General features: G+C 27.4%; 22 protein-coding genes. 8 read left to right on the plus strand and 14 right to left on the minus strand.

What is annotated here, in order from left to right:
* Window positions 1–312 precede the first annotated feature (312 nt).
* The 3 genes from IC174_RS15935 to IC174_RS15945 all read left to right on the plus strand — a co-directional run bounded on the left by IC174_RS15935 (window position 313) and on the right by IC174_RS15945 (window position 2,833).
* A complete protein-coding gene (locus IC174_RS15935; protein WP_227435461.1) occupies window positions 313–1,311 on the plus strand; it encodes a D-2-hydroxyacid dehydrogenase in 999 nt (332 codons plus the stop codon).
* Window positions 1,312–1,682: 371 nt separating this feature from the next.
* Window positions 1,683–2,210, plus strand: coding sequence for a TIGR04002 family protein (locus tag IC174_RS15940; protein ID WP_227435465.1), 528 nt, complete (start codon window positions 1,683–1,685; stop codon window positions 2,208–2,210).
* 26 nt (window positions 2,211–2,236) lie between these two features.
* A complete protein-coding gene (locus tag IC174_RS15945; protein ID WP_227435467.1) occupies window positions 2,237–2,833 on the plus strand; it encodes a TIGR04100 family radical SAM protein in 597 nt (198 codons plus the stop codon).
* Between the two features lie 484 nt (window positions 2,834–3,317).
* Here IC174_RS15945 and IC174_RS15950 read toward each other — a convergent pair whose 3' ends face one another.
* The 11 genes from IC174_RS15950 to IC174_RS16000 all read right to left on the minus strand — a co-directional run bounded on the left by IC174_RS15950 (window position 3,318) and on the right by IC174_RS16000 (window position 12,869).
* The gene (locus IC174_RS15950; RefSeq protein ID WP_227435468.1) at window positions 3,318–4,181 is read right to left on the minus strand and encodes an EamA family transporter; all 864 of its coding nucleotides are present in this window, start codon (window positions 4,179–4,181) and stop codon (window positions 3,318–3,320) included.
* 71 nt (window positions 4,182–4,252) lie between these two features.
* Entirely contained in the window at window positions 4,253–5,185 is a 933-nt protein-coding gene (locus tag IC174_RS15955; protein WP_227435470.1) for a D-aminoacyl-tRNA deacylase, read from the minus strand.
* An 85-nt stretch (window positions 5,186–5,270) separates the two neighbouring features.
* Window positions 5,271–5,822, minus strand: coding sequence for a helix-turn-helix domain-containing protein (locus IC174_RS15960; protein WP_227435472.1), 552 nt, complete (start codon window positions 5,820–5,822; stop codon window positions 5,271–5,273).
* Between the two features lie 234 nt (window positions 5,823–6,056).
* Window positions 6,057–6,548, minus strand: coding sequence for a hypothetical protein (locus IC174_RS15965; RefSeq protein ID WP_054272357.1), 492 nt, complete (start codon window positions 6,546–6,548; stop codon window positions 6,057–6,059).
* Window positions 6,549–6,576: 28 nt separating this feature from the next.
* Window positions 6,577–7,137, minus strand: coding sequence for a 5' nucleotidase, NT5C type (locus tag IC174_RS15970; protein ID WP_227483384.1), 561 nt, complete (start codon window positions 7,135–7,137; stop codon window positions 6,577–6,579).
* Between the two features lie 151 nt (window positions 7,138–7,288).
* The gene (locus IC174_RS15975; protein ID WP_227435477.1) at window positions 7,289–8,446 is read right to left on the minus strand and encodes a class I SAM-dependent methyltransferase; all 1,158 of its coding nucleotides are present in this window, start codon (window positions 8,444–8,446) and stop codon (window positions 7,289–7,291) included.
* A gap of 33 nt (window positions 8,447–8,479) precedes the next feature.
* Entirely contained in the window at window positions 8,480–9,415 is a 936-nt protein-coding gene (locus IC174_RS15980; RefSeq protein ID WP_227483385.1) for an MSCRAMM family adhesin SdrC, read from the minus strand.
* Window positions 9,416–9,501: 86 nt separating this feature from the next.
* Window positions 9,502–10,194 carry a metallophosphoesterase gene (locus tag IC174_RS15985; RefSeq protein WP_227483386.1) on the minus strand — a complete coding sequence of 231 codons (693 nt, stop codon included), beginning with the start codon at window positions 10,192–10,194 and terminating at the stop codon, window positions 9,502–9,504.
* Window positions 10,195–10,303: 109 nt separating this feature from the next.
* Window positions 10,304–11,116, minus strand: coding sequence for a GTP pyrophosphokinase family protein (locus IC174_RS15990; RefSeq protein ID WP_227435483.1), 813 nt, complete (start codon window positions 11,114–11,116; stop codon window positions 10,304–10,306).
* A gap of 50 nt (window positions 11,117–11,166) precedes the next feature.
* On the minus strand, window positions 11,167–12,078 hold the full coding sequence (locus tag IC174_RS15995; RefSeq protein WP_413927200.1) for an MBL fold metallo-hydrolase: 912 nt from the start codon (window positions 12,076–12,078) through the stop codon (window positions 11,167–11,169).
* A 44-nt stretch (window positions 12,079–12,122) separates the two neighbouring features.
* Complete coding sequence (locus IC174_RS16000) at window positions 12,123–12,869, minus strand: YkgJ family cysteine cluster protein (RefSeq protein WP_227435487.1); 747 nt, start codon at window positions 12,867–12,869, stop codon at window positions 12,123–12,125.
* Between the two features lie 88 nt (window positions 12,870–12,957).
* On the opposite strand from IC174_RS16000, the gene IC174_RS16005 reads away from it, so the two are divergent.
* From IC174_RS16005 to IC174_RS16015, 3 genes are all read left to right on the plus strand, one after another.
* The gene (locus IC174_RS16005) at window positions 12,958–13,209 is read left to right on the plus strand and encodes a hypothetical protein (RefSeq protein ID WP_227435489.1); all 252 of its coding nucleotides are present in this window, start codon (window positions 12,958–12,960) and stop codon (window positions 13,207–13,209) included.
* A gap of 230 nt (window positions 13,210–13,439) precedes the next feature.
* The gene (locus IC174_RS16010; protein ID WP_227483388.1) at window positions 13,440–13,859 is read left to right on the plus strand and encodes a hypothetical protein; all 420 of its coding nucleotides are present in this window, start codon (window positions 13,440–13,442) and stop codon (window positions 13,857–13,859) included.
* A 24-nt stretch (window positions 13,860–13,883) separates the two neighbouring features.
* On the plus strand, window positions 13,884–18,950 hold the full coding sequence (locus IC174_RS16015; protein WP_227483389.1) for a DUF4132 domain-containing protein: 5,067 nt from the start codon (window positions 13,884–13,886) through the stop codon (window positions 18,948–18,950).
* Between the two features lie 178 nt (window positions 18,951–19,128).
* Here the strand turns inward: IC174_RS16015 and IC174_RS16020 are convergent, their stop codons facing one another.
* Genes IC174_RS16020 through IC174_RS16030 form a run of 3 tightly spaced genes read right to left on the minus strand, consistent with a single transcriptional unit; the run spans window position 19,129 to window position 20,819 of the window.
* Window positions 19,129–19,296 (minus strand): hypothetical protein, encoded by a 168-nt coding sequence (locus IC174_RS16020; protein ID WP_255625525.1) that lies wholly within the window; start codon window positions 19,294–19,296, stop codon window positions 19,129–19,131.
* Window positions 19,293–19,865, minus strand: a complete 573-nt coding sequence (locus tag IC174_RS16025) for a LytR/AlgR family response regulator transcription factor (RefSeq protein WP_227483390.1) — start codon at window positions 19,863–19,865, stop codon at window positions 19,293–19,295. The genes IC174_RS16020 and IC174_RS16025 overlap by 4 nt, the downstream gene beginning before the upstream one ends.
* 18 nt (window positions 19,866–19,883) lie before the next feature.
* Entirely contained in the window at window positions 19,884–20,819 is a 936-nt protein-coding gene (locus tag IC174_RS16030; protein WP_227483391.1) for a GHKL domain-containing protein, read from the minus strand.
* A 208-nt stretch (window positions 20,820–21,027) separates the two neighbouring features.
* Between IC174_RS16030 and IC174_RS16035 the strand changes: the two genes are divergently transcribed.
* Window positions 21,028–23,604 (plus strand): ABC transporter permease, encoded by a 2,577-nt coding sequence (locus IC174_RS16035; protein ID WP_227483392.1) that lies wholly within the window; start codon window positions 21,028–21,030, stop codon window positions 23,602–23,604.
* 11 nt (window positions 23,605–23,615) lie between these two features.
* Entirely contained in the window at window positions 23,616–24,278 is a 663-nt protein-coding gene (locus IC174_RS16040) for an ABC transporter ATP-binding protein (RefSeq protein WP_227483393.1), read from the plus strand.
* Window positions 24,279–24,283: the final 5 nt, after the last annotated feature.

Below are 24,283 nucleotides of genomic sequence, written 5' to 3' on the forward strand. Positions count from 1 at the left end.
AATTTTCATTGCTAAACTCAAAAACACATGCTATCATTGTAATTAATCAATTGATTAGTTAACTAATTTAAAACTTAGATAATTTTTTAATAATATTTAATCTAAAAAATAACAATTTCTTTGATAAATGTTTAGAGCAATTATTATCTTAAATAAAAAATAACTAAATATCAAAATAACACAGGGAAAACAATTTCAAAACTAAATTTTTAACCTTAAAAATTTTGTATAAAAATATAACCTTATATTGCTACATATTATTTCTAAATGAAAAATTACCATATAATTTAATAATTACAGGAGGGTATTGATATGAAAATACTAGTATTTGGAGCACGCGATTATGAAGAACCAGTAATAAAACAATGGTCTGAAGAACATAAGGATGTTCAAGTGGATATTTATCCTGAAAACATGACTGAAGAAAATGTAGTAAAAGCTAAAGGATATGATGGTATATCTATACAACAAACTAACTATATAGATAACCCTTATATTTATGAAACTTTAAAAGATGCTGGGGTTAAAGTTATAGCTTCAAGAACTGCAGGGATGGACATGATACATTTTGGTTTAGTTAATGAAAATGGACTTATTGTTACAAATGTTCCTTCTTATTCACCTAATGCAATAGCTGAATTAGCTGTTACTCAAGCTATGAACCTTTTAAGAAAGACTCCTTTAGTAAAGAAAAAAGTCTGTGAAGGTGACTATCGTTGGATAGCTGAACTTCTTGGAACAGAAGTTAGATCTATTACAGTTGGTGTTATAGGTACAGGAAAAATAGGTGCTACTTCTGCCAAATTATTCAAAGGCTTAGGAGCTAATGTAATTGCATTTGACCAATATCCAAATAAAGATTTAAATGATATATTAACTTATAAAGATTCTTTAGAAGACCTTCTTAAAGAAGCTGACCTTATAACATTACATACTCCTTTACTTGAAGGAACAAAACATATGATAAATAAAGATACTTTAGCTATAATGAAGGATGGCGCTTACATAGTAAATACTGGTCGTGGTGGTTTAATTAAGACAGGGGACTTAATAGAAGCACTAGAAGCTGGAAAAATAAGAGCTGCTGCCCTTGATACATTTGAAACTGAAGGATTATTCTTAAATAAAAAAATGAACCCAGGTGAATTAACTGACCCAGAAATCAACAAACTTCTTTCTATGGAGCAAGTTATATTTACTCATCACCTTGGATTCTTCACTAGTACAGCGATAGAAAATATAGTTTATTCTAGTTTAAGTAGTGCTGTAGATGTTATAAGCACAGGAACTGCTGCTAATAGAGTAAATTAGTATTTTATAAATATATTTTTTCATTAATTAGCTATTATCTAACAAAATAGCCTTTAATTTCCCAAATATAAGAGAGTCTATTCAATATACATTGAGTATGACTCTCTTATATTATTTTTCTTATTTTATATTATTTGTATACACCTACTATTTGTTATATTTTATATCAAATTTACAACAACCTTTCTAATTATCCTATTAAATTATCCTAATTACAATCTACTTTTCCATCAAAAGACTTTGAATGGGTACAATTCACTTTTTACCAGAAAAATACCAAACAAACTATGAAAATTGTATGATTAATATTAATATATTTATAAGAAAACATTACAAGAATACTAGTTTGGGATTTTTGAGGAGGGATTATATTGGAAAAAATGAATAAAGCTACTTCTAAAAAGACGACCTGTATCGTCACTTCAGCGCTATTTGCGTCTATAATATGTTTGACAATAGCTTATATATTACATATTCCAGTTGGTGGAAACAATGGATATGTTCATATAGGAGATGCCTTTATTTATCTAGCTGCAACTATTTTACCAACAAACTATGCTATAGCAGCCTCTGCAATAGGCGCTGGTCTAGCTGATTTATCTACAGGAGCTGCAATATGGGTAATACCAACTATAATTATAAAGCCAATACTCGTATTATTTTTCACTTCTAAAAGTGACAAGATAATAAATAAACGAAATATAATTGCTTCATTTGTAGCAGGCATAGTAGGTCTAGTTTTATATATGTTTGCTGAGGGAATAATTATTGGAAGCTTTACAAGTGCTTTTGTAATGAGTTTACTTGGTTTGTTACAGCCAATAGGAAGCTTTATTGTGTTTGTACTTCTAGGGATAGCACTTGATAAACTTGATTTTAAAAGACGTTATTTTAACTAAAAACTTAAATTTATGGAGGGAAAATTATGAATATCTTATATACAATTGAAAACAGTATCTATGTAAATATAACTAATACATGTCCATGTAGCTGTGTGTTTTGCATAAGAAATGAAAAAGATGAAGTAGCAAATAGTGGTAGCTTATGGTTAGAACACGAACCAAGTATTAATGAAGTAAAAGAAGCCTTTGACAAATATAATTTAGATGAATATGATGAAATTGTATTTTGTGGATATGGTGAACCACTAATGAGAATAAATGAATTAATAGAAGTTGCTAAATTTGTAAAAGGGAAAAGTAATATCAAAACAAGAATAAATACAAATGGTCTAAGTGATTTAATACACAATAAAAAAACTGCTATTATGTTAAAAGATGTGATAGATGCAGTATCAATAAGTCTTAATGCTCCAAATAAAGAAGCTTATAATAGAGTTACTCAACCAAAGTTTGGAGAAAAATCATTTGACTACATGTTAGATTTTGCAAAAGATTGCAAAGAATATATAAAAGAAGTTGCCTTTTCAGTAGTAGATGAAATATCTCCAGAGGAAATAGAAGAATCTAAACAATTAGCAAAAGAACTTGATATACCACTTAGAGTTAGACATAAAAACTAACAATTATAAATTAGTATTTAAAACCTTAATACAAAGTTGACATATGAAAATAGTTAACTATAGGTGGGTCTTTAAAATAACGTAATAAAATATTATCTATTTAGTTAATGTTTTATTACTTTTAATACCTTTCTTGATAACAGAATCATTCTTTGCTATAACCCACATGTAAGTCAGAAGAAATATGACTATGTCTAACAAGACCAGAAAACTTTTTAAGAAAATACATAAAAAATAGAAAAAATAGAAAGTAGTGAATTAGAGAAAAAACTTGATAATATTTCCTTTCCCTATGATGGTATGGAAATTATAGTCTGAAGCATTGAATAATAAGCACAATGAAAAGTCAGAAAATATTAATATATAGTTTGTCTAAAGTCTGAGCTGGTGCAAATTCTCTGCACCAGCTACAACATGTTTTACCCCATCATGTTTCTGTTTATCTAGCCCTTTATAGACTTCCATCATCTCTCTGATTTATCAATTAAAGCAATAACAACCATCCACCAATTAATATAAGAATTGAACCTGGTATTTTCTCCTTGATATTTTCTTTAAATATAAAGTGAGCAAGTATTAAGGTTATTATCATAGAAACTTGAGAAAATGGTTCTGCTATACTGAGTTCTAAATTATTTAAAGCAATTAATAATGCTAGATAAGAATATCCATTAATAGCACCACTTAAAATTGAAAGTCCCTTCTTATTACTAAATATTTCATAGATTACTCTTTGTTTCTTTTTAAATGCTAAAAAGACAAATAGATTTAATCCAACAAAAAAGTAAAGTATCGTTGAATATAGTATAGGAGATACTTGAACATAAAATGCCTTATCTAATACCCTTCCTACTGATTGAAAAAATATGTACAAAAACATCAATCTACATGGTAGATTATTTAGAATGGCAGATGCATTTTTTAATAAAGAACTTACATTTTTTAATATAAATACTCCACCTATCATAATTATAATTCCTGCAACTTTTGCTAAACTAAAACTTTCGCCTAAAAATACAACTGATAAAAGCAATAGAAATAGTGAGTTTAAACTGTTTATTGGAGTTACAAGTGAAACTTCACCAGTTGCTAGAGATGTTACATATGCTACTGACCCAATCGAATAAACTAAGCTACTTATATAGCATGGTATTAAAAAAGACCAATCTCCAACCTTACTCATTATACTAAATGGTAGTAAACATACTCCACCTATAAAGAAAAATAAAAATGATGAAGCTATATTTTTATAAATATCGCCTTCCTCATCACCTAATAATCTTACAACTACTCTTTCAAAGGCTAACAGCACTACTCTAATTAATAGTGCAAAATAAGATATTATCATTTTTGACCTCACTTAAAAATTAATCTGAATTACTGAATATACTTACTAAATCTCATTATTATAAATCAAATCTACCATATAGGCAAATCTTTTGGGTTTTTCAATATCTTATGTTTAAATACAGGTACCTTAAGCTTTTCCCCTAACTTACGACATTGTTCTTTATAAGTCCCCTTTAATTTATCATGAAAAACTATACCATCAATTCCACCATCAATACTGTCTACACACTTTTCTAATTTTTCAAATCCATCTTCATTATCATACATTCCACTTACAATCCATTGATTTGGTAATACATGCCCAATTGATATATTGTATTCTCCATTTTTTATAATGTCTGAAAAAGAATTTTCAAAGTGAACTCCTCCTACACACAGTAAAGTTTTTATAGGCTCATCACTATCAAATACTCTAATTAGAGACTTCGATAATACTTGTATTGCTGTCTTATTATTAAAACTATTACTATTACTTCCTATCTCAATATCTAACATAGGTACAGAATATTCTGTAATTAATTTAGCTACTTCACCATATGTAGTTCCAGACCAGTGAGTTGCTTCTGTTAATGTAGTGAATTCATCAAGGGAGTTTTCATTTTTTATATCTTCAATTGCATTAATTAAGTTTCTAAAATATTTTGGATTTGAATTTCCAAACTCGCCTGTTGGTACATCTCCAATAGTATGAGCTGTTAGAATATTTTCTGGAGCATTCTCTCCTTCATGCCAATTCACAACTCCTGCAAAATCAAAATCTTTGAAATACTTATTTAAAATTGGCAGATAATATTTATAATCATGACTTATTACATTTTCCGTTTTTACAAACTGGAATAAGTTATTGTTTTCATCTATAAATTCTAATACAAAGTTATCATCAACAATAATATCAGTCTGCTTTAAATCCATTACTTCCTCACAACAGTTAATTACATTTTTAGCCACTGGGTCTTTATCTAAATTATTACAAAAGAAGAAAACTGCTTTTTTGTTATTCATCTATAAATCACACTCCTATTATTTAAATATTATATACTCTCCTACTTAAAATCATCTAAATATTACTATATACTCCATTCAATTATTATACATAATATACTACCATACTTATTTTAGCTACACCTCTCCCTGAGTTTCTATATACATGTGATACATCAGCTTTAAATCTTATAGAATTCCCACTAGATACAATATAATCCTCTCCATTTATTTTAATAGTTATTTCACCACTAAAAACTGTAATAAACTCTTGAGTTCCTGGAAGTTCCGCATTTGAATCCAACGTTCCACCCTCTTCTATCTCAATCATAAATATTTCAAATCTTCTCTTGGAATCAAATGGAAATATAGGATAACTTACATATTTTCCATCATCTTCAATAAAATGGTCTACATCCTTTTTATCAACCAATTCTATCTCACTTTCTTGTCTTTCCATCAATGATGTAAATGATATTTTTAATCCATTCGTTATTTTCTTGATAGTAGATATAGTTGGATTCACTTCACATTTTTCAATTTGAGACAACATACTCTTACTTACTCCACTAAGTTGAGAAATTTTATCTAAGCTAAGATGTTTTTCTTTCCTTATTTTTTTTAAGTTTTCAGCAATTATTTCATTTAAATTCTGCATAAATTCACCTCGACTATACTTATACAATCATAAGCATATTTAATTATTTTATCTAAAGACAGTAACTTATTTTAAAACATTCTAGACAATATACTGTACATTATGTTTAATATATAATACTTTTTTAAGAATGTAAATACTATTCTAAAGTTTTCTTTAAAAATAAGCAAATAAAAAAGCTAGAAGTCTATGTTTTTACAAGACTACTAGCTTTTGCTATCATAAAATTGTATTTTAACTATAAAACTTAGATGCTCCTATCAGTTGTCTTTTGGAAACAATCTTAGCTAGATTAGCTAATGAAGATATTTTTATATCCTTAAAAGAAACTAAAAATACAAACTTAAAATCAGTGAATTCTTGATTTATATTATATATATCAAAATAGCATCTCAAATTATCAAATAGGTAATTTTCTTGCAAATCTGCTTCTATTTCATCAGTAGCATCTTTTAAATATGCTCTTACATCTTCAAATAAGACATTGAAATAAGACTCATCTATTTCCTCACCCAATTCTTCTAATATTTCTTCTATATCTAAATCATCCATATCAAAAGAATTTCCTGTCAATTGACAATCAAACACCAATATATTCTCCTGATTTATAGTATTTGATATATCTTGTACATATTCAAAGTCTGGACGTAATTCTAAAATGTCTTTTATCTCACTACTCTTTACATGAATTTTTCCTTTTCTGTTTTCTAGTTTTAAATCTATCATATGCTCCCCCTTTCAAATTATAAGTCTTTTAATTACTTTCTTCTATAATCTTTTTAATATCTATCCAGTTATTAACTCTAATTACGTTTTGGTGTTCAATATCTTTATTATAGTTAGTATCTAAAAGTATTACTTTAACACCTGCATCAGCCAATTGGACTGAGTTTAAAGGGTTATCTTCTATAAATATATCACAACTCAGTTCTCTTGCCTTTTCAACTTTATAATCACTTCCTAATAAGTAAACATCTATATCTAAAATTCCTTGTCTAATTAACCAGTTTTTAGTTACATCAGTTAAACACTCATGTCTAGCTGTTACAAAAGATAAATTATGCCCCTTAGATAATTCCTCTATTACTTCAATAGCTCCTTCTACAATTTCTGCTTCATCATATGAATGTACATACTTATCATTAAATTCTGCATATACATCCCTTATTCCTGAACCATATAATTCTTCCCAATTGTGAGTTATACACTCTGACTCTGTAATGTTTTTATTGAATATATCATTTAGGTATGGAAGAAAATGATAAGGGCTAGTTATTGTTCCATCTATATCAATACATATATTTAATTTGTTCATTTTTACCTCCATGTAACATTTATTGATTTTATTAATCAAATATTATAGCACAGCTTTAATTATAAATCAAAATCATATATATGACTATACCTATATAATACCAAAAAGCTTGCATATTTAAGCAAGCTTTTTGTAAATTTTACATTTTCAACTAATATATAAGTTTTTCTAAAGTTGGTTCTACTCCAAATTGTGTTTTTAGTTCTCTATATTCATTTAATGCTTTTTCATTATTTGTTTTAGTTTTTATTGCTCTTATCATTAAATTTTTTGGTGTATCTAATGGGGATATGTATTCTACCACAGAAGTATCGTATCCATTTCCTTCTAGCAATAACGTTCTTAAACCATCAGTTATTAAGTCTGCAAATCTAGCTTTAAATACTCCATGTTTTAATATTGGTTCCATAGCTTCATATTTATATTGTCCTAATAACTCCTTATGACAGCATGGTACTACTACTATAGCTTCTGATTTTGCTCTAATTCCTAATCCTATAGCCATATCTGTTGCTGTATCACAAGCATGTAAGCTTATTACAAGGTCAACATCTCTATTAGGTGTATAATTAGTTAAATCCTCTTTTATAAATGACATATTTTTATAGCCTAAGTTTTTAGCCATCTTCTTTGACGCTTCTATAACTACATCTGAATAATCTATTCCTATAAAATAACAGTTTTTCTTTAATACTTCTTTTATATAGAAATTTAGTACAAAACTTAGATATGATTTACCACAAGCACAATCTAATATTGTTATACAGTCTTTGTCTTTTATTTCTTTTAAAATATTGTCTATAAGCTCCACAAAGTGGTCTATTTGATTATACTTTCTTATTTTATCATTTTTTATTTTACCATCTTTTGTAAGTACTCCAATTTCTTTTAAAAGTGCATTTGCTTGTCCTACTTTTACATAGTACTCTCTGTTTTTTATTTGAGATGCTGTAAATTCATCTATTTTCGGTACTTCTTCTTTATTATCTAGATACTTTACATTTACTTTTTTATTGTCTCCTTCTATTACGACAATAGTACCTCTTTCAATATATCTAAATACTAGCCCATCATAATTTTCCGCTTCTTTAGATATATTTTTTAACAATTCACTAAATGTATGTAACTCTGACTTGCCTTTAAAATTAAATTTGTACTTACCTTCTTCTTCTATTGCAATTCCTTTAAATTCTTTTCTTCCTGATTTAAAAACTACTTCTAATTCAATAAAAAAATCTTCATTTTCAAGGTTTCTCTGAGTAATCCCCATAAAAAACATATTTAGTTTTCCTATACTCTGCTTATTCATACCAATCTCCCTTTTAACTTATCTCTTTAACTCTTAATCAATAGTATTTGACCCATCTATTTCTTCATTTAAATCATTCAATCTATTTTTAAAACTTTCTATCTGCTTATCTGATAAATCAAGATACTCAGTTATCTTGCCTATATATTTAGGACTTTTAGTATTTATTAATTTTAAGGCACTATCCATGGACTTTTGTCTAAGTTCATACGCCTTTTTTACATCATCTCTAGCACTACTTAATACCTTTGTATATTCATCCTTAGAAAGTTCTGGGATTTGCATATTATCATATTCTTCTATAACTTCTTTACATTTATTTCTAGCATTTGTAACATCTTTTTTTATACTAGATAATTTAGTTATATTTTTTGCAATATCCTTAGTATAAGGTATACATTCTCTCATTGGTACTAAAGCTACTCTTTCTATATTATAAATTTCTTTCTTGAAAATTCCTATACTTTCTAGGTCTATTTTTTTTATATCTTCACTATCATTTTCTTTACTTGTATAAGTATCTTTGTTTTCTCCAGTATTTACTTGTTTTTCTGATTCACTATTTGTTGAAGTATTTCTTTCTAAATCATTATTCTTTGTTACATCTTTTTGATTTTCTTCTTTATTATTTTCTGTACTTTGTGTATTTTTCTCTTGCTTATTATCTACTTTTTTATTGTTTGATTCTTTGCTATTTTTTTTATCTTGTTTTAAATCTTCTTCTTCTTTTTCATTAAAATTTGATACATATTTCTCATCATATGTCTCATCAGAAATATAATTATGATAATACATAGATTCTTTTATCTTATTAAGTCCACTCATATAGATGTTACTTATCATTATTGTTGTAGCTAATACTACATAAATACTACTGTAGATACAAGACCTCTTAAAATTCTTGTAATTTCTGAATATCACTATCAAAGGAATAAGATATAAAAATATAAAAACTAATATCCACCTCATAAATCGTGTCTCCTTTCTCAAAACCGAAATCCCTCAAATATTTATTTTTAATCATGTATCTTATAGTATTTACCAATTTATGTTTTTTAATCGTGAACTTTTATTAAATTAAATTCTGTATAATCACAAGATGCTAATATATATTCAATTCCATTTCGAATTCCTTTTAGACCCATTTTAAAAGACTCTTTACCATGCAAGTGACCATAAATCACCTTTTCAACATTATATTCTTCAAATAATTTTGTAAATAAAGACTCCTCTAATCTATCATTTGTAGGAGGATAATGAGTGATTACTATTATTTTGGAATAACCTTTTTTACGGGCAGACTCTAATGACAGCCTTAATCTATTTTCTTCTCTTCTATAAACTTTTTCATCCGTCTCATCAAATTTAACATCATTGGGACATATCCAACCTCTACCTCCACAAATTGCATACTCTCTATATTCATAGAAATTTGTTTGAATAAAACGCATATTTTCATATAGCTTATTCAAACTTGTAACTGTTGTCCACCAATAGTCATGATTTCCCTTTATAAGTATTTTTTTACCTGGAAGTTCATTTATTATATCTAAGTCTTTTTTAGCTTCTGATAAATTAATTCCCCAAGATGTATCTCCTAATACTAATACTACATCTTCTTCTGTAACAACCTCTTTCCAATTATCTATAATCTTTTTTTCATGACCATCCCAATTACTGCCAAAGATATTCATTGGCTTATTTACTGATGTTGAAAAATGTAAATCACCTATTGCATATAAACTCATAACATCATTCCTTCCTTGATTAAACTAAATAGGCTGTCTCTTCTTAGAAATTATTTTCCATTAAGAGGCAGCCCCATTAATATTTAGTAAATTTTCTCTATAAGTAGCTTTATTGAACCACTCTATCATCTACCTTGTTATCCTTATATTGCTCTAATAACATATCTATTTCTTGTTTTAATTCTAAAATTTCGGTTATGTTTTTGTCTGTTTCAGTTCTATCCAACTTTCTTTGATACTGCATAGCTTTATGTGTATCACCTAAGTCATATAACTCTTGTATTCTATTTAGAGTGTCTCTAATTGCTATGGACTTCATTTGATACATAGCCTGAGCTTTCATTATATCCTCTCTTATTTCACTCATTTCTTGGTCTAAGAGAAACGCAGCATCAGATGCTCTTCTAAGTCTTTCTGCTAGAGTCTCAGGTATGTAATGGTCATATTTATATTTTAATGAATGTTCTATTGTAGCCCAGAAATTCATTGCAAGAGTTCTTATTTGTATTTCACATATAATTTCTTTTGAGCCCGCAATTGAGTTTATAGGATATTTTATTATAACATGATAGCTTCTATAACCACTATCTTTGTAGTTTGTAATATAATCTTTTTCTCCTATTATAGTCATATCATTTCTTACTTTTATCAAATCAACTATATAATATATATCTTCAACAAACTGGCACATTATTCTTATACCAGCAATATCATCAATTTCAGTTTCTATATCTTTCGCATTTAGCCTTTTTAACTTAGATATTATGGAAGATATTTTTTTTGTCCTTCCTGTGACAAATTCTATGGGAGAATACTCGCCTTTTGCTAAGTATTCTTTTCTTATATTTTTAAATTTTATTTTCAATTCTTCTACTGCATGTTCATAAGGTGCTAGTATTTCATTCCATTTTTCGTATTCCATATTGCTCACCCTTTATTTGTTTTTTATGACCTTCTTTATTTTATCATAATTTATTTTGTTTTTGTATAGTAAAGCAATTCTCCATCTTCTAAGATATACCCTATTTCGTCTAAATCAATTAGGTAACTTATAACAGATATCAATGAAGATTTAAAAAAATGATACTCTTTATAATTATTGCTTAAATTATTGTTATTTATAATATTTTTTAGTAAAATTTCTAAAGATTTTGGTTTTTCAAGTAATTGTCTTATTTGGTATAAATATTTCTCTAAAGCATTCAAATGCTTTTCTATTAATTTATAAGCATCTTCTTTTGATATCACTTGTTTTCCATGTCCCAAAACCAAATACTCAAAATCTATACCTTTTAACTTTTCTAACGAGTTCATTTGCTCTTGTATATCATATAAAAATAAGAAATCGAATTTTGATAGAATTTCATCTCCTATCAAAAGGCCTCCCACAAAAATCACCTTATCTTTAGTTAAAACAGCTATACTTCCAGGTGTATGTCCCTGAAATTCAATTATATCAAACATTTCATTATTTAATTCAAGCCTACCTGCATCTATAGTTTTATCTATTTCTATATCATCTAACATTTTACTTTTTAAAATACTATCCATAAATATATTGCTTTTCCCCCCAACAATATACTTTGAAAATAATTCTGGGTTTTCTATATATAACTTATCGTATTTTGATGACATTACGCACACATCTTTATAGTATTCTTTAAATTGATTACATGCCCCATAGTGGTCATCATGACCATGAGTGTTTATAATATATCTAACTTGTATTTTATTTTCATCTAATACTTTGGTTACTCTTCTTGGCCTCGAACCACATAATCCTGGGTCTATCATAAGTGCTGTATTATCCTCAAACACATATATTCCTGTATTTGTACCACCTTTTATAAAAAAAGTATTTCCTTTTACTTTTGTTAGATTCACCATCTTCACCTCATTTTGACAATATTTATACTACAAGTTATTATTTATTTAATATAAGACTCTAGTAGAATAAGTCTTTTTATTCTATTAATAGTTCTTTTTTTTATTTTCGGTTCTTTAGATATCCTTATTTTTACATTATATGCTAAATCTCTGTAAAATAGCGATTCTATAAGATATTCAACTATGCCTCTATCCTTAAAATCTATATCTATAATGCTATTAGAATATAGTTTTGAATCTAGTATCATAAGTTCATCAAAAAAGCTTAATCTCTCAGATTTACTCAAATAATCTTTACTTGGAATAAAGCTTTCACAATAATCTATTCTATAATTTACCACTTCATCATTTATTTCAAATCCATGTTGTCTCTTCATCAAGTCTTTATAAGCATTATTTTTCTTAGTCACATTATCTAGATTTTTGTTATAGTCCTCTTTCTTCCAATGTCCAAATAATCTACAATTTAGTGGTCTGACTTCATATATTAAACACCTATTATTATCATCTTTGAATGGACATGAATTTTTTTTAGAATACTCTTCAAAATAATAGTCTACTATTTTAATTATACATCTTCTTCTTAAATCCGCTCTATCTTCAAGATAACAAAATATATTCAAAAACTCAATTAAATTTATACCTACCGATTCCATACAACAATTACCACAACCAGAACAATTTCCAGTTGGTAAAGATTCATATACATCATTTAATTTATTAAAGAGCTTATTTTTAGTGGAATAATCTATACAATTTAAAATATCTTTATTTTTTATACTAGTCATTATTATTACTCCTTGTTATAATTATTAAGTTAATACAAACAATTATTATAACATATTTTTTAAATTTAATCGCATGAGGAGGCGTTTTATGAATAGATATACAAAAATCATTAATATGATGGGAAGTTACTATACAAAAGACTTTGAAAAAGAAAAAAAGAATGTAATAAAAGTTAGAGAAGTTAAAGAGGATACTGTCAGAAAATTTTTCTTACAAGGTGACTGTGAAGTTCTAGTAGTATTTGAAGATACTGGCAAAGAAATCCTTATTGACGATTTTTCTCCTGAAGAAGATATCAAAAAATACTTAGGAGTAAAATTTATAAATAAAAAAAGATAGTTATTAAAACTAAACATCTAAATTAAATTTTAATAACTACAAGTTATTATTATATGCTTTCATAATTAAAAGTTATCTTTTATCTCTTTTTTAGACTTTAAGATAGCTTTTTTTCTATTTTTTGTAAAATAATTCCATAATACACACTAATATTTCACAAAATGATATAATATAACAAATAGATAAATTTTTTAAGTTTCTTAATACTTAATATTTTGCGAGGTGATTTTATGCAAATTTATTTTAGAGTTAAAGCTGTTAGCAAACGTAGACCTATGCTAGAACTTACCCCCTTTGATTTATCTGACAACATCAATTGCCTAAAAGAGGCTATCTCTGAAATTGTATCTAAAAATGTTCTTGAATATAATGAAAAGACCCCAGAAAAATCAATAATAAGCTTTTTAACTAGTGAAGATATTGAGTCTCAAGCTACTATTGGAAAAGTTGGATTCGGCTCTATCTACAATGAAAACAAACAATCTATAGAAAAAGCTATAGAAGTTGCACTACAAGCATTTGAAGATGGAATCTATAAAGTTCTTATAAACGAAGATGTTATTGAAGAACTCAATTCTCCTATAAATTTAAAAGATAGTGATATATTCACTTTTATAAGACTCACTCTACTTGCTGGAAGGATGTTTTAAAATAAATAAATTGGAGGTACATAAATGTCAGAACGTACTAGAGTAGAAAAAAATCCTAAAATAATTGAAGATTTTAAAAACAATCTTACTAAATCTTCTTCAAAACCATATTACGATTTAACTGAAGCTCTTTGGGATTGTGTAAAAGACGAATCATACTATTATGATGTAAAAGATGAAAATAAATTCTTAGATATGATAAAAAAATACTATAATTGTTATTACTATGAAATTGAAAGTGTAGACACATTACTTTCTGGCCCTTTAAAAAATGCTTTAGAATTAATGTTTACTTCTGAGCAAGTAGAAGAACTTTGTCAATTAATTAAAAGAAAAATGAATTATACATATTCAGGAGGATACTATCGTAAAGGGTATCGCTCAAATAAACTTAAAGATTATTTTAGAAGTATAATTAGGCTTATTTCACATTATGTGAGTTTGATATATTACGATTTTTCTGTATTAGATTATCTTACACTTCCAGATAAAGTTCTTCAATATGATTATATAATGAGTGATAAAATCGCATTAGAAATAGATAATGGAAATGATGATGTAATCAATGCTTTAGAAGAAGTAATTTTTGGAGAAAATCAAACTGCCCTACTTACTAGACAAATGATAATTGGTATTATGAAAAGTCATAGTGAAAAATGCTATGAAATGCTTTCTAAACTTCTTTTGGCTGCTAAGCAACAAGAAGGTCTTAGACAACAAATTGTAGAAAGCCTAGATGAAGGTACAATTCCTGCATCTGTCTATATGTTAAAAACTATCCTAGACAACAATTTAGAAAGATTTAGTTCTGTTATAAGAGCTTTAGATACATGGACAGGGCTTGGTTTTTCAGACCAAAAACCTGGAATAATTAGTAAGTGCTTAGAACTTTCATATAAATCATTGACTGATGAAGAGTTTCGTATAGAATCAATTAACAGTAAGGATAACCTTGAAATTTATTTTAGTTTATGGGCAGCTGCAACTTACAATATCTATGATTCATACACTCTTATTGAAAAATTGCTTTCATATGATGAAAAGTACAAAAAACTTGTAGCTCTTTACTTCTTATCAAATACAGAAAGTACATATTTTAAACACTCTGTTGCATCTAAAAATATTAAAGGCGACGATTTAGAGATACTTGCATGGGTAGTTAGAAATTTCTATGTAGAAAGTTCTGTTGGTTACTACTATAATTGGCAAAACCAAAAAGTTGATTTTGACTTATCAAATTCTCCTATTGATGAGGACTTTGATGCTAGAAAGGAACAATTTGAAAATCTAAAACATACTTTAGAACTTTTAAATTCAAAAACTAAGGAATTTTCTGGCAGTGTATTTCCATGGTCTTGGGTCGAAATTTCTTCTTACAGTATCCTTAGATGCATGATGACATTAACAGCATATGATATGAATACTCAATTTATGGATGTTCTAATGGACAACTATCTTCTTATGAGTTCTGATTTAAGAGCTTCATTTATAGCTAATTTTATAAATGAGCCAAAAACAGATAAACAACGTAGTTTCTTATTAGAATGTTTGAGCGATAAGAGTGTTTCTAATAGAGAAATTGTATTAAGTTTACTTAAAGAACTTGACTTATCAGATGTAGAGTTAGACAGAATAAACAACTTACTTACTTTAAAAACAAGCTCTATCAGACAAACAGTAATAAAGATTTTACTTGAACAAGATGATTTAAAACTAGAAAATATTGCTTCTTCTCTAATAAAATCTTCAAATTCGCAAAAATGTCTTGGAGGACTTGAAATTGTAAACTTATTAAAAGACAATACTGATAGACAAGAACTATACAATAAACTTATTTCATTAGTGGAAAGTGTTGATAAGTCTAAAAAGAATACATCTCAAGTTCAGATATTAATTGATAATTTATTAGGTAAAGCAAAAAATGATTATTGTAAAGAAAATGGATTTGGGATATACAATCCTGAAAATAAGGTTCAAATTCCTAAACAATTTGATTTTAAATACGATTCCTCTACTCCATCAAAACTTAATAAGATTATTTCCAATTTAAGCTTATCTTCTAATGAGGATTCTGTTTCTATATCAACTAAAAAAGAAGCTAAGAAGATTCTCGATGTAGATATAAATAAAATATTAAAAGTATATGAAAAATTTGATGAACTTATTATTGAAAATGCAGATTATGAGTATGAGGTTGAGAGATGGTCAGGTAATATGGATAAAATACTTTTAGGTTACTCTACATATAATCTAACTCCTATTAAACATATAACTGGAAATAATAAGGATACTATTGATAATTATCCATTAGCTGAACTTTGGAGAGAAACTAGTAAGAAACTTAATTTAGATTATAAAATAATCCTTGATATTTTATTTTATAGCATACGCTCATGCTCTTATCATGAAATAGAAAAAAGTTGGTTTTCATCTATATACTCAAATGTCCTTGATGAAAAAAAACAAAAAAAATTATATACAAAATTAGATAAATTAAAATTTGATGTTCTTACAAGAAAAATACTTGCAGTATTACTAAATGAATTTGACCAGAAAGAAATGTTTGAATACTGTTTAGATACATACTACAAACTTAGAAACCTATTAACTACTGAACAATGTAAAAAGCAAAGAGTTGAGTTTACTAAAAACTACTATAGACAAAATGAATACTGCCCTGCTTTAGATGCACCAATTTTAAACTATTGGCTTGGAAAAGCACATTCATTTATTTATGATGATATTTCTTTTACTAAGTTCTTCTATACTACATTTGCAAATTATCAACTTTTAGAATATAAATTCCCATTTTATACTAATATAGATATATTTGCTCGTGCATATGAATTGGGATTAATGACTGAGGAACAAATCAATCGAGAAATTGTAACTGGATACAATGCAACAAATATAATACGAATTTTGACAAATCCTAGATGGGGTGGTGATACATTAGAAAAATATCCATGGCTTGAAAACAATATAAAAACAGTTACAAGTAGAATTATAGAAATCGAATCACGTAGGGGTGATATGCCAACAGAAGTTTCTCATCTAGCTGATAATATACAACATTTTGAGGGTATGAATTATTTCGTAAATATCTTAGTTGCTCTTGGTAAAGAAACTTTCCAAAGAGGATATTCATATGGTAGTAATTATTCAAAAAAAGATGTTTTGAGTTCTCTACTTAAAAATTGTTATCCTACTAAAGAAGATAATTCTAAAGAATTAAAAAAATTACTTAAAACTACTGATATTACTGAATTAAGATTAATAGAAGCTGCTATGTATGCTCCTCAATGGGTAAATATAATTGAAAAATGTTTAAACTGGAAAGGTTTAAAGAGTACAATTTGGTATTTCCATGCACATATAAATGAAGGCTTCTCTGCTCAAAAAGAATCAGAAGTTGCTCTATTCTCTCCTATATCACCACAGAGTTTCATGGATGGAGCATTTGATGTGGATTGGTTTTTAGATTCATATAAAACTATTGGAGAAGAAAGATTCAATCTCCTTTACAAATCAGCTAAATACATAACTAGTGGTGGAAACTCTCACAGACGTGCACAACTTTATGCTGATGCTACACTTGGAAAACTTGATAAAGATATGCTGATGAAAGAAATTGAAACAAATAGAAATCAAGATAAATTGAGAAGTTTCTCTTTACTTCCTATGAAAAAAGGAGACCTTAAAGAAGCAACTTTCCGTTATGAATTTATTCAAAAGTTTGCTAAAGAAAGTAAACAATTTGGTGCACAACGTCGTGAAAGTGAATCAAAGGCTTGTGCTATAGCAATGGAAAACTTAGCTAGAAGTGCTGGTTTTGAAGATATCAATCGTATGATGTGGGCTCTTGAAACGGAAAAACTAAATGAGGTTGCTCATATATTTAAACCAAAGAATATTGATGGAACTTCACTTTGGATAGATGTTGATGAAAAAGGAAAAACATCTATAAAAGTCCAAAAAGGTGATAAGACTTTAAAAAGTGTACCAAAAGCTCTTGCAAAACATCCATATGTACTTGAACTTAAATCAGTACAAAGAGATTTAAAAAGTCAGTATTCTCGTGCAAAACAAAGTTTAGAGCAAGCTATGAAAAATGAAACAGTATTTACAGTTAAGGAAATCTCCAATATTTATAAAAACCCAGTTATTTGTCCTTTAGTTAAAAATCTAGTTTGGCTATGTGATGATACTATCGGATATATATATAATGATAAGTCTAAGTTCTTTATTTGTGATACAACTGGTGAACCTTATAGATTAACTGCAAAAAATAAATTAAAGCTTGCACATCCAGTTCATCTGTTTGAATCTGGTAAATGGAGTGAATTCCAACATGACTTATTTGATAAGCAAATTGTTCAACCATTTAAGCAAGTGTTCCGTGAATATTATAGAATAAATGCTGACGAATTATCTGAAAAAACTATATCTCGTAGATATGCTGGCCATCAAATCCAGCCAAAGAAAACTGTAGCACTTCTTAGAAATCAACTTTGGACTGTTGACTATGAGGAAGGTTTACAAAAAGTATTCTACAAAGAAAATATAGTAGCAAAGATGTTTGCACTTGCAGATTGGTTTTCACCAGCAGACATTGAACCTCCAACTATTGAAACAGTAGAATTCTTTAATAGAAAGACTTATAAAAGCTTAGAGCTAGCTTATATACCGCCAATTCTTTTCTCTGAAGTTATGCGTGATATAGACCTTGTTGTAAGTGTTGCTCATGCTGGTGGTGTTGACCCTGAGACAAGCCACTCTACTGTAGAGATGCGTATAGCTATTGCTAAAGAACTACTATTGCTATTAAAGATTAAGAACGTCAATTTTGAAGGCTCTCATGCTCTTATATCAGGTAATTTAGGTGATTATTCTGTACATATGGGTTCTGGTATTGTACATAAAAAAGGAATGGGTGCTTTAAATATACTTCCTGTACATTCTCAAAGTAGAGGTAAGATATTCCTTCCATTTGCTGATGAAGACCCTAAGACTGCTGAGATTATGTCTAAAATATTATTACTTGCTGAAGATAATAAGATTAAAGACCCTAGTATCTTAAGCAATTTATAAATATAAAACTATCTCTAAAATATATTGGACTTTCTAATTTTTTAAAGAAAGTCCAATATATTTTACACTATAACTTATATAAATTTACTCATAATTATAAATAATTTTTATATAAACTTTTCTTATATATCATCTTTATAATACTTATTGTATAATGGAATTTGTTTCTCTCTTTTCACTAGAATCTTTTAATTCTATAAAATCTATATAGAAAGTCTTTTTCTAGAGATTTATTTAATATGGCATTTTCTTGAAAATTTATAAACCTTATCTCCAAGGAAGATTTATTTATAGGTATAACCTTATGTATAAGCCTTAAATTTACTATGTATTGTTTATGAGTCATAAAGAAATTAGGAGGTAGGCGTTTTTTAAATCATCAAAGTTCTCATAAAATTTTATCGTATCTTCATCTCTAGTATATAAATTAATAGCTCTTGAATTTTTCTCAAACATGACTATATCATCAAAATTAATCATATGTATCTGTTTCCTTATTTTATATACAAAAAGAGTATCTTCTATAAAATTATTTTTTGCAATTTTATGAGAGTTAATGTGGTCTATTGCTATATTAATTGAATCAATTATTTTTTCTTTTTTAAACGGCTTAACTATAAAATCTATAGGATGTACTTTAAAGCTCTCAAGACTATAGTCAGCAAAACCTGTTACAAAAACTATATGTATATCTTTATCTATAGAAAGAATTTCTTTAGCAGAATCAATACCATTTTTATATGGCATATCAATGTCAATAATCAATAAGTCTATTTTCTCACTTTTTATAAATTTAATTGCTTCTATACCATCCTTGACTTTCTTAACATAATCTACATATCCAGACTCTTTAACTATATTTGCTATATCATCTCTTACAATTTTATCATCATCACAAATCAAAACTTTTATCATAGACTTCTCTCCTCCTAACTAATAATATTTTGGTATTAAGATTACAAATTCAGTTAAAAAATCATCACTATTTACAAGTATACTATAATCATACTTATCTAATATATTTTTAACTAGATATAACCCAAAACCTCTATCTTGTCCTTCTTTAGTGCTAAACCCATCCAAAAATATACTTTCAACATTATGTATTTTAGGACCATTATTTTTTATGGCTACAATATACTGAAATTCATCTTCATATGCATGCAATCTTATATACTTCTTTTCCTTTTTTATAGCAGACAAAGACTCTATTGCATTGTCTATTATATTTAATAGTACTGAACTCATGTCGTTAGGTTCAATCTCTAAATTATCCATAAAATCTTGAATATAGACATCAAAAGATATATTCTTTTCAAGGCATTCCTCATATTTTAATGAAGCTATAGCATCTAAATAAGATACTTTCCCATACCTTGAGTTTTTTGATTTAAAGTTATTTGATATATTCATTATATATCCTTTAGCATCTTCATCTAACCCAGCATTTAATAGAGAATACACTACTTGCAAATGTTTCAAATAGTCATGTTTTTGACTTCTTAATTTGACGATTATATTATCCTTATGATTTATTTTACTATCTAGCTTTTGTAACTTGGATTCTTGTTCATTGTTATTATTTATCAATCTTATAAATTTAAAACCTATATAACAACTTAAAATAATTAAAATTAGAAAAAATATAATGTTTAATACTCCTTCAAGTAAAGAATTATATCCTAAACTTAATTGTATATATTGAATACTCTCCATGAATAAAATCCATACAAAACATGATAAAAAAAATGTTAGTAGTCCTCTTTTTAATATGTCTAATTCTTTGTAAAACCTATACTTATTCATTATAAGGTTACTAAATATAAATAAGGTTAGTATTACTATAGGAAATATAAAGTTATTCTCCATAATTTCCCTCCCATCTACAATTTATATGAAAATTATATCATTTTAAAAAAATTATGTAAAAAGTCAAAATTTACATATAGATTAACTAAACTTGTAAAAACACATATAAATTTGTACAATTAACTGATTAAAATTTGAAAATACTTACTTTGCTATATATTTTAGATAAATATATAATTGATTTAGTTAAGAAAGGAAGGTGGTAAACATGAAAGATAATTTGAAAATAGTACTAAGGTATATAAAAAGTTATAAAGCTAGGTCTTTAGCAATTGCTGTGAGTATAATTCTTGCCACATCACTCATTGTCGGTATTGGTACCCTCTCAAGAAGTTCTCAGCAAGCAGATGTAGATAGATTGAGAAGAGAACTTGGAACTGACCATGCATACTTTAAAGATATAAAGATAAATCAATTAGAATCCATAAAATCTAGTAAAGATATTAAAAATTTGGGTATAACATCTTACTATGCATCCACAGATGTTAATGAAAAATTACCTATAAACATAGAATATGCAAATAAAAATTACTTGACTAGCCATTCTAAACTTATAAAAGGTAGCTTTCCAAAAGCTAGCAATGAGGTGGTAGTAGAGAAATGGGTCTTAAATAGTATGGGTTTAAAACCAGAGATAAATCAAGACCTTACTTTTAAATTATATCAAAAAGAAAATCCAGAGACTTTTAAAGTTGTAGGAATACTTGAAGATAGATATATAGAAAAAAGCAAGGGAAAATGTGAAATTTTTTTGAATCTCAATCAATCAAAATTGGATAAGTTTACAGCTTATGTTGAATTTAATGAGGGCAGTGATATAAATACAAACATAGACAATATAGCAAAAAATGCTATGTTGAATGAGAATAGTATAGGAAAAAACTCAATGCTTATAGACTCTACTATGGAAAATGGTATTTTAGATGATTCAAGTAAATTCGTTGCAATTGCTATGAGTCTATTTGCTGGTATTGTAATATATAGTATCTATGTTATATCAATATACCAAAGAGTACAGGAATATGGTGTCTTAAGAGCAATTGGAGCCACTAATTTTAGGATTTTCAAATTTATGTTTTATGAACTTTTCATACTTGCTTTGATAGCAATGCCTATAGGTATATGTACAGGTATGGGGGGAGCACAAATATTTAATAGGTCTGCAGGAAATATTAAATTTGAAGGAAATATAAATGTTACACCTTTTGTTATTCCAGATAAAATAATCCTCTTATCAATTGCATGTACAATACTAACAATACTGATTATAAGTTTCTTTACATACTTAAAAATAAGAAGAATTTCCCCTATTGATGCTATCAGAAAAACTTTTGGAACTGATAAAAATGTAACCAAAGTTAATTCTTTAATATCCAAATTAACTTTAAATATATCAGTAACAAAATCTATATCTGCGAAAAACATCTTTAGAAATAAAAAGGGCTTCATTGTAATTATATTATCTATGAGCATAGGAGGTATAATCATCATAAAAGACAATTATAAATCTTCTTTTTTAGATGTCCAAAACAAAAGTAGTCAAGAGCAAACATATATGAATGCAGATTTTATTCTATCAAATGTTTTTCTAAATGAAACTGGCAACAGCACTTCTTTCAAGGATATAAAGGGTTTTAATGATAATCAGATAGACAAAATAAAAAATATAGATGGAATTGGCAAAATCAAAACTGCTAGCATATTGAACACGAGAATAGAGGTAGATACAATAAATAGATTAGATTACTACGAAGCTATAAATTCAGCTCCTTATTATAAGAAATTTCCTCTATTCACAAAAAATAAGACTACCGGAAAATATACACTAAAACAAAAGTTAAGAGGTTATGATGATGAGATGATAAAATCATTAGAAAAATACTTAGTAAGTGGAAGTATAAATTTGAAAAAAATGAAAAAAGAAAACTTGTCTATAGTATATGTACCAGAAATTTCTAAAACACAGAAATATTCAAAGACTTTTACTCCTGGCGCAGGCACACCAGCTGTAGATATAAAAGTAGGCGATACTATAAAGGTCAAATATCCAAAAGTTGGAATAGATACAGGACTTTATGAAAGTCAAAAAGATAATTATGAATATCTAGAATATGACTTTAAAGTTGGAGCTATTGTAAGTTATCCTTTTGCAGATAATGGTATGTACTCTGGAGATGAGGGTGTAGATGTAATAACGAGTAGCGAATATCTAAAAAAATTAACTGATGTAGATAAGTATAACTTAGTTTATATAGACCTTAATAAAAATGCAAACAAGAAAAAAATAAATAAACTTTTGGGTAAAATTGGAAGTGAAGTTCCTGGAACTACAACGGTAGATATGATGGTAGAAAAAGAAAACTCTGATAAGATGACATCTAGGTCCATGATTTATAATTATGGTATAGTAGCAGTGATGTTCATAATTAGTGTATTTAATATAATAAATAACATAAGTTATAACTTAACCTCAAGAACTAACGAATTTGGAATGTTAAGAGCTATTGGTATCTCTGAGAAAGGATTTAAAAATATGATACTCTATGAGGGAATATTATATGGAGCACTCTCAAGTATAATTACCATTGTGGCTGGTCTTATAATACAATTTAAAATGTATTACCTGCAGGGATTTGTATCATATGGATTGGGATTTTCAATAGATTACAAAATATATATCCTAGTTGTTTTAGCAAACATAATTGTAGGTATTCTAGCTACATATATTCCATCAAGGAAGATAAATAAAATTAGTATAGTCGAAGCTATAAACATTACAGAATAGGAGGAGTAATTATGCCTATATTAGAGATTCTTAACTTAGGTAAGATTTATGGAAAAAAAGAAACATCTGTACATGCACTAAAGGATGCAAATTTAAAAATAAATAAGGGTGAATTTGTTGCAATAATTGGCCCAAGTGGAAGTGGGAAAAGCACATTTCTACATTTAGTAGGTGGTCTTGAGAGACCAAGTAGTGGAACTATAAAAGTCGATGGTAAAGATATATGTTGCCTTTCAGATAAAGAACTAGCAAAATATAGAAGACAAAAAGTAGGATTTGTCTTTCAACAGTATAACCTAATTCCAGTATTAAATGTAAAAGAAAATATAGAATTACCACTAAAGTTAGACAATAAAAAAGTCGATGAAGAATACATCAAAGACCTTATAAATTTATTGGGGCTTAATGAGAGGAAAAATCATCTTCCAAATCAATTATCTGGTGGTCAACAACAAAGAGTTGCTATTGCACGTGCTTTATCTACAAAACCAAGTATAATCCTAGCAGATGAACCAACAGGAAATTTGGACAGCAAAACTACAGAAGAAGTCATGGATTTACTAAAAAGTTCAATAAAAAAATATAACCAAACGCTTATAATAATAACACATAATGAAAATATTGCTAGAAAAGCAGATAGAATTATATCTATAATAGATGGAGAGCTTAGTTAAACTAA

This window comes from Clostridioides sp. ES-S-0001-03 (assembly GCF_020676075.1).
Taxonomy (GTDB): Bacteria; Bacillota; Clostridia; order Peptostreptococcales; family Peptostreptococcaceae; genus Clostridioides.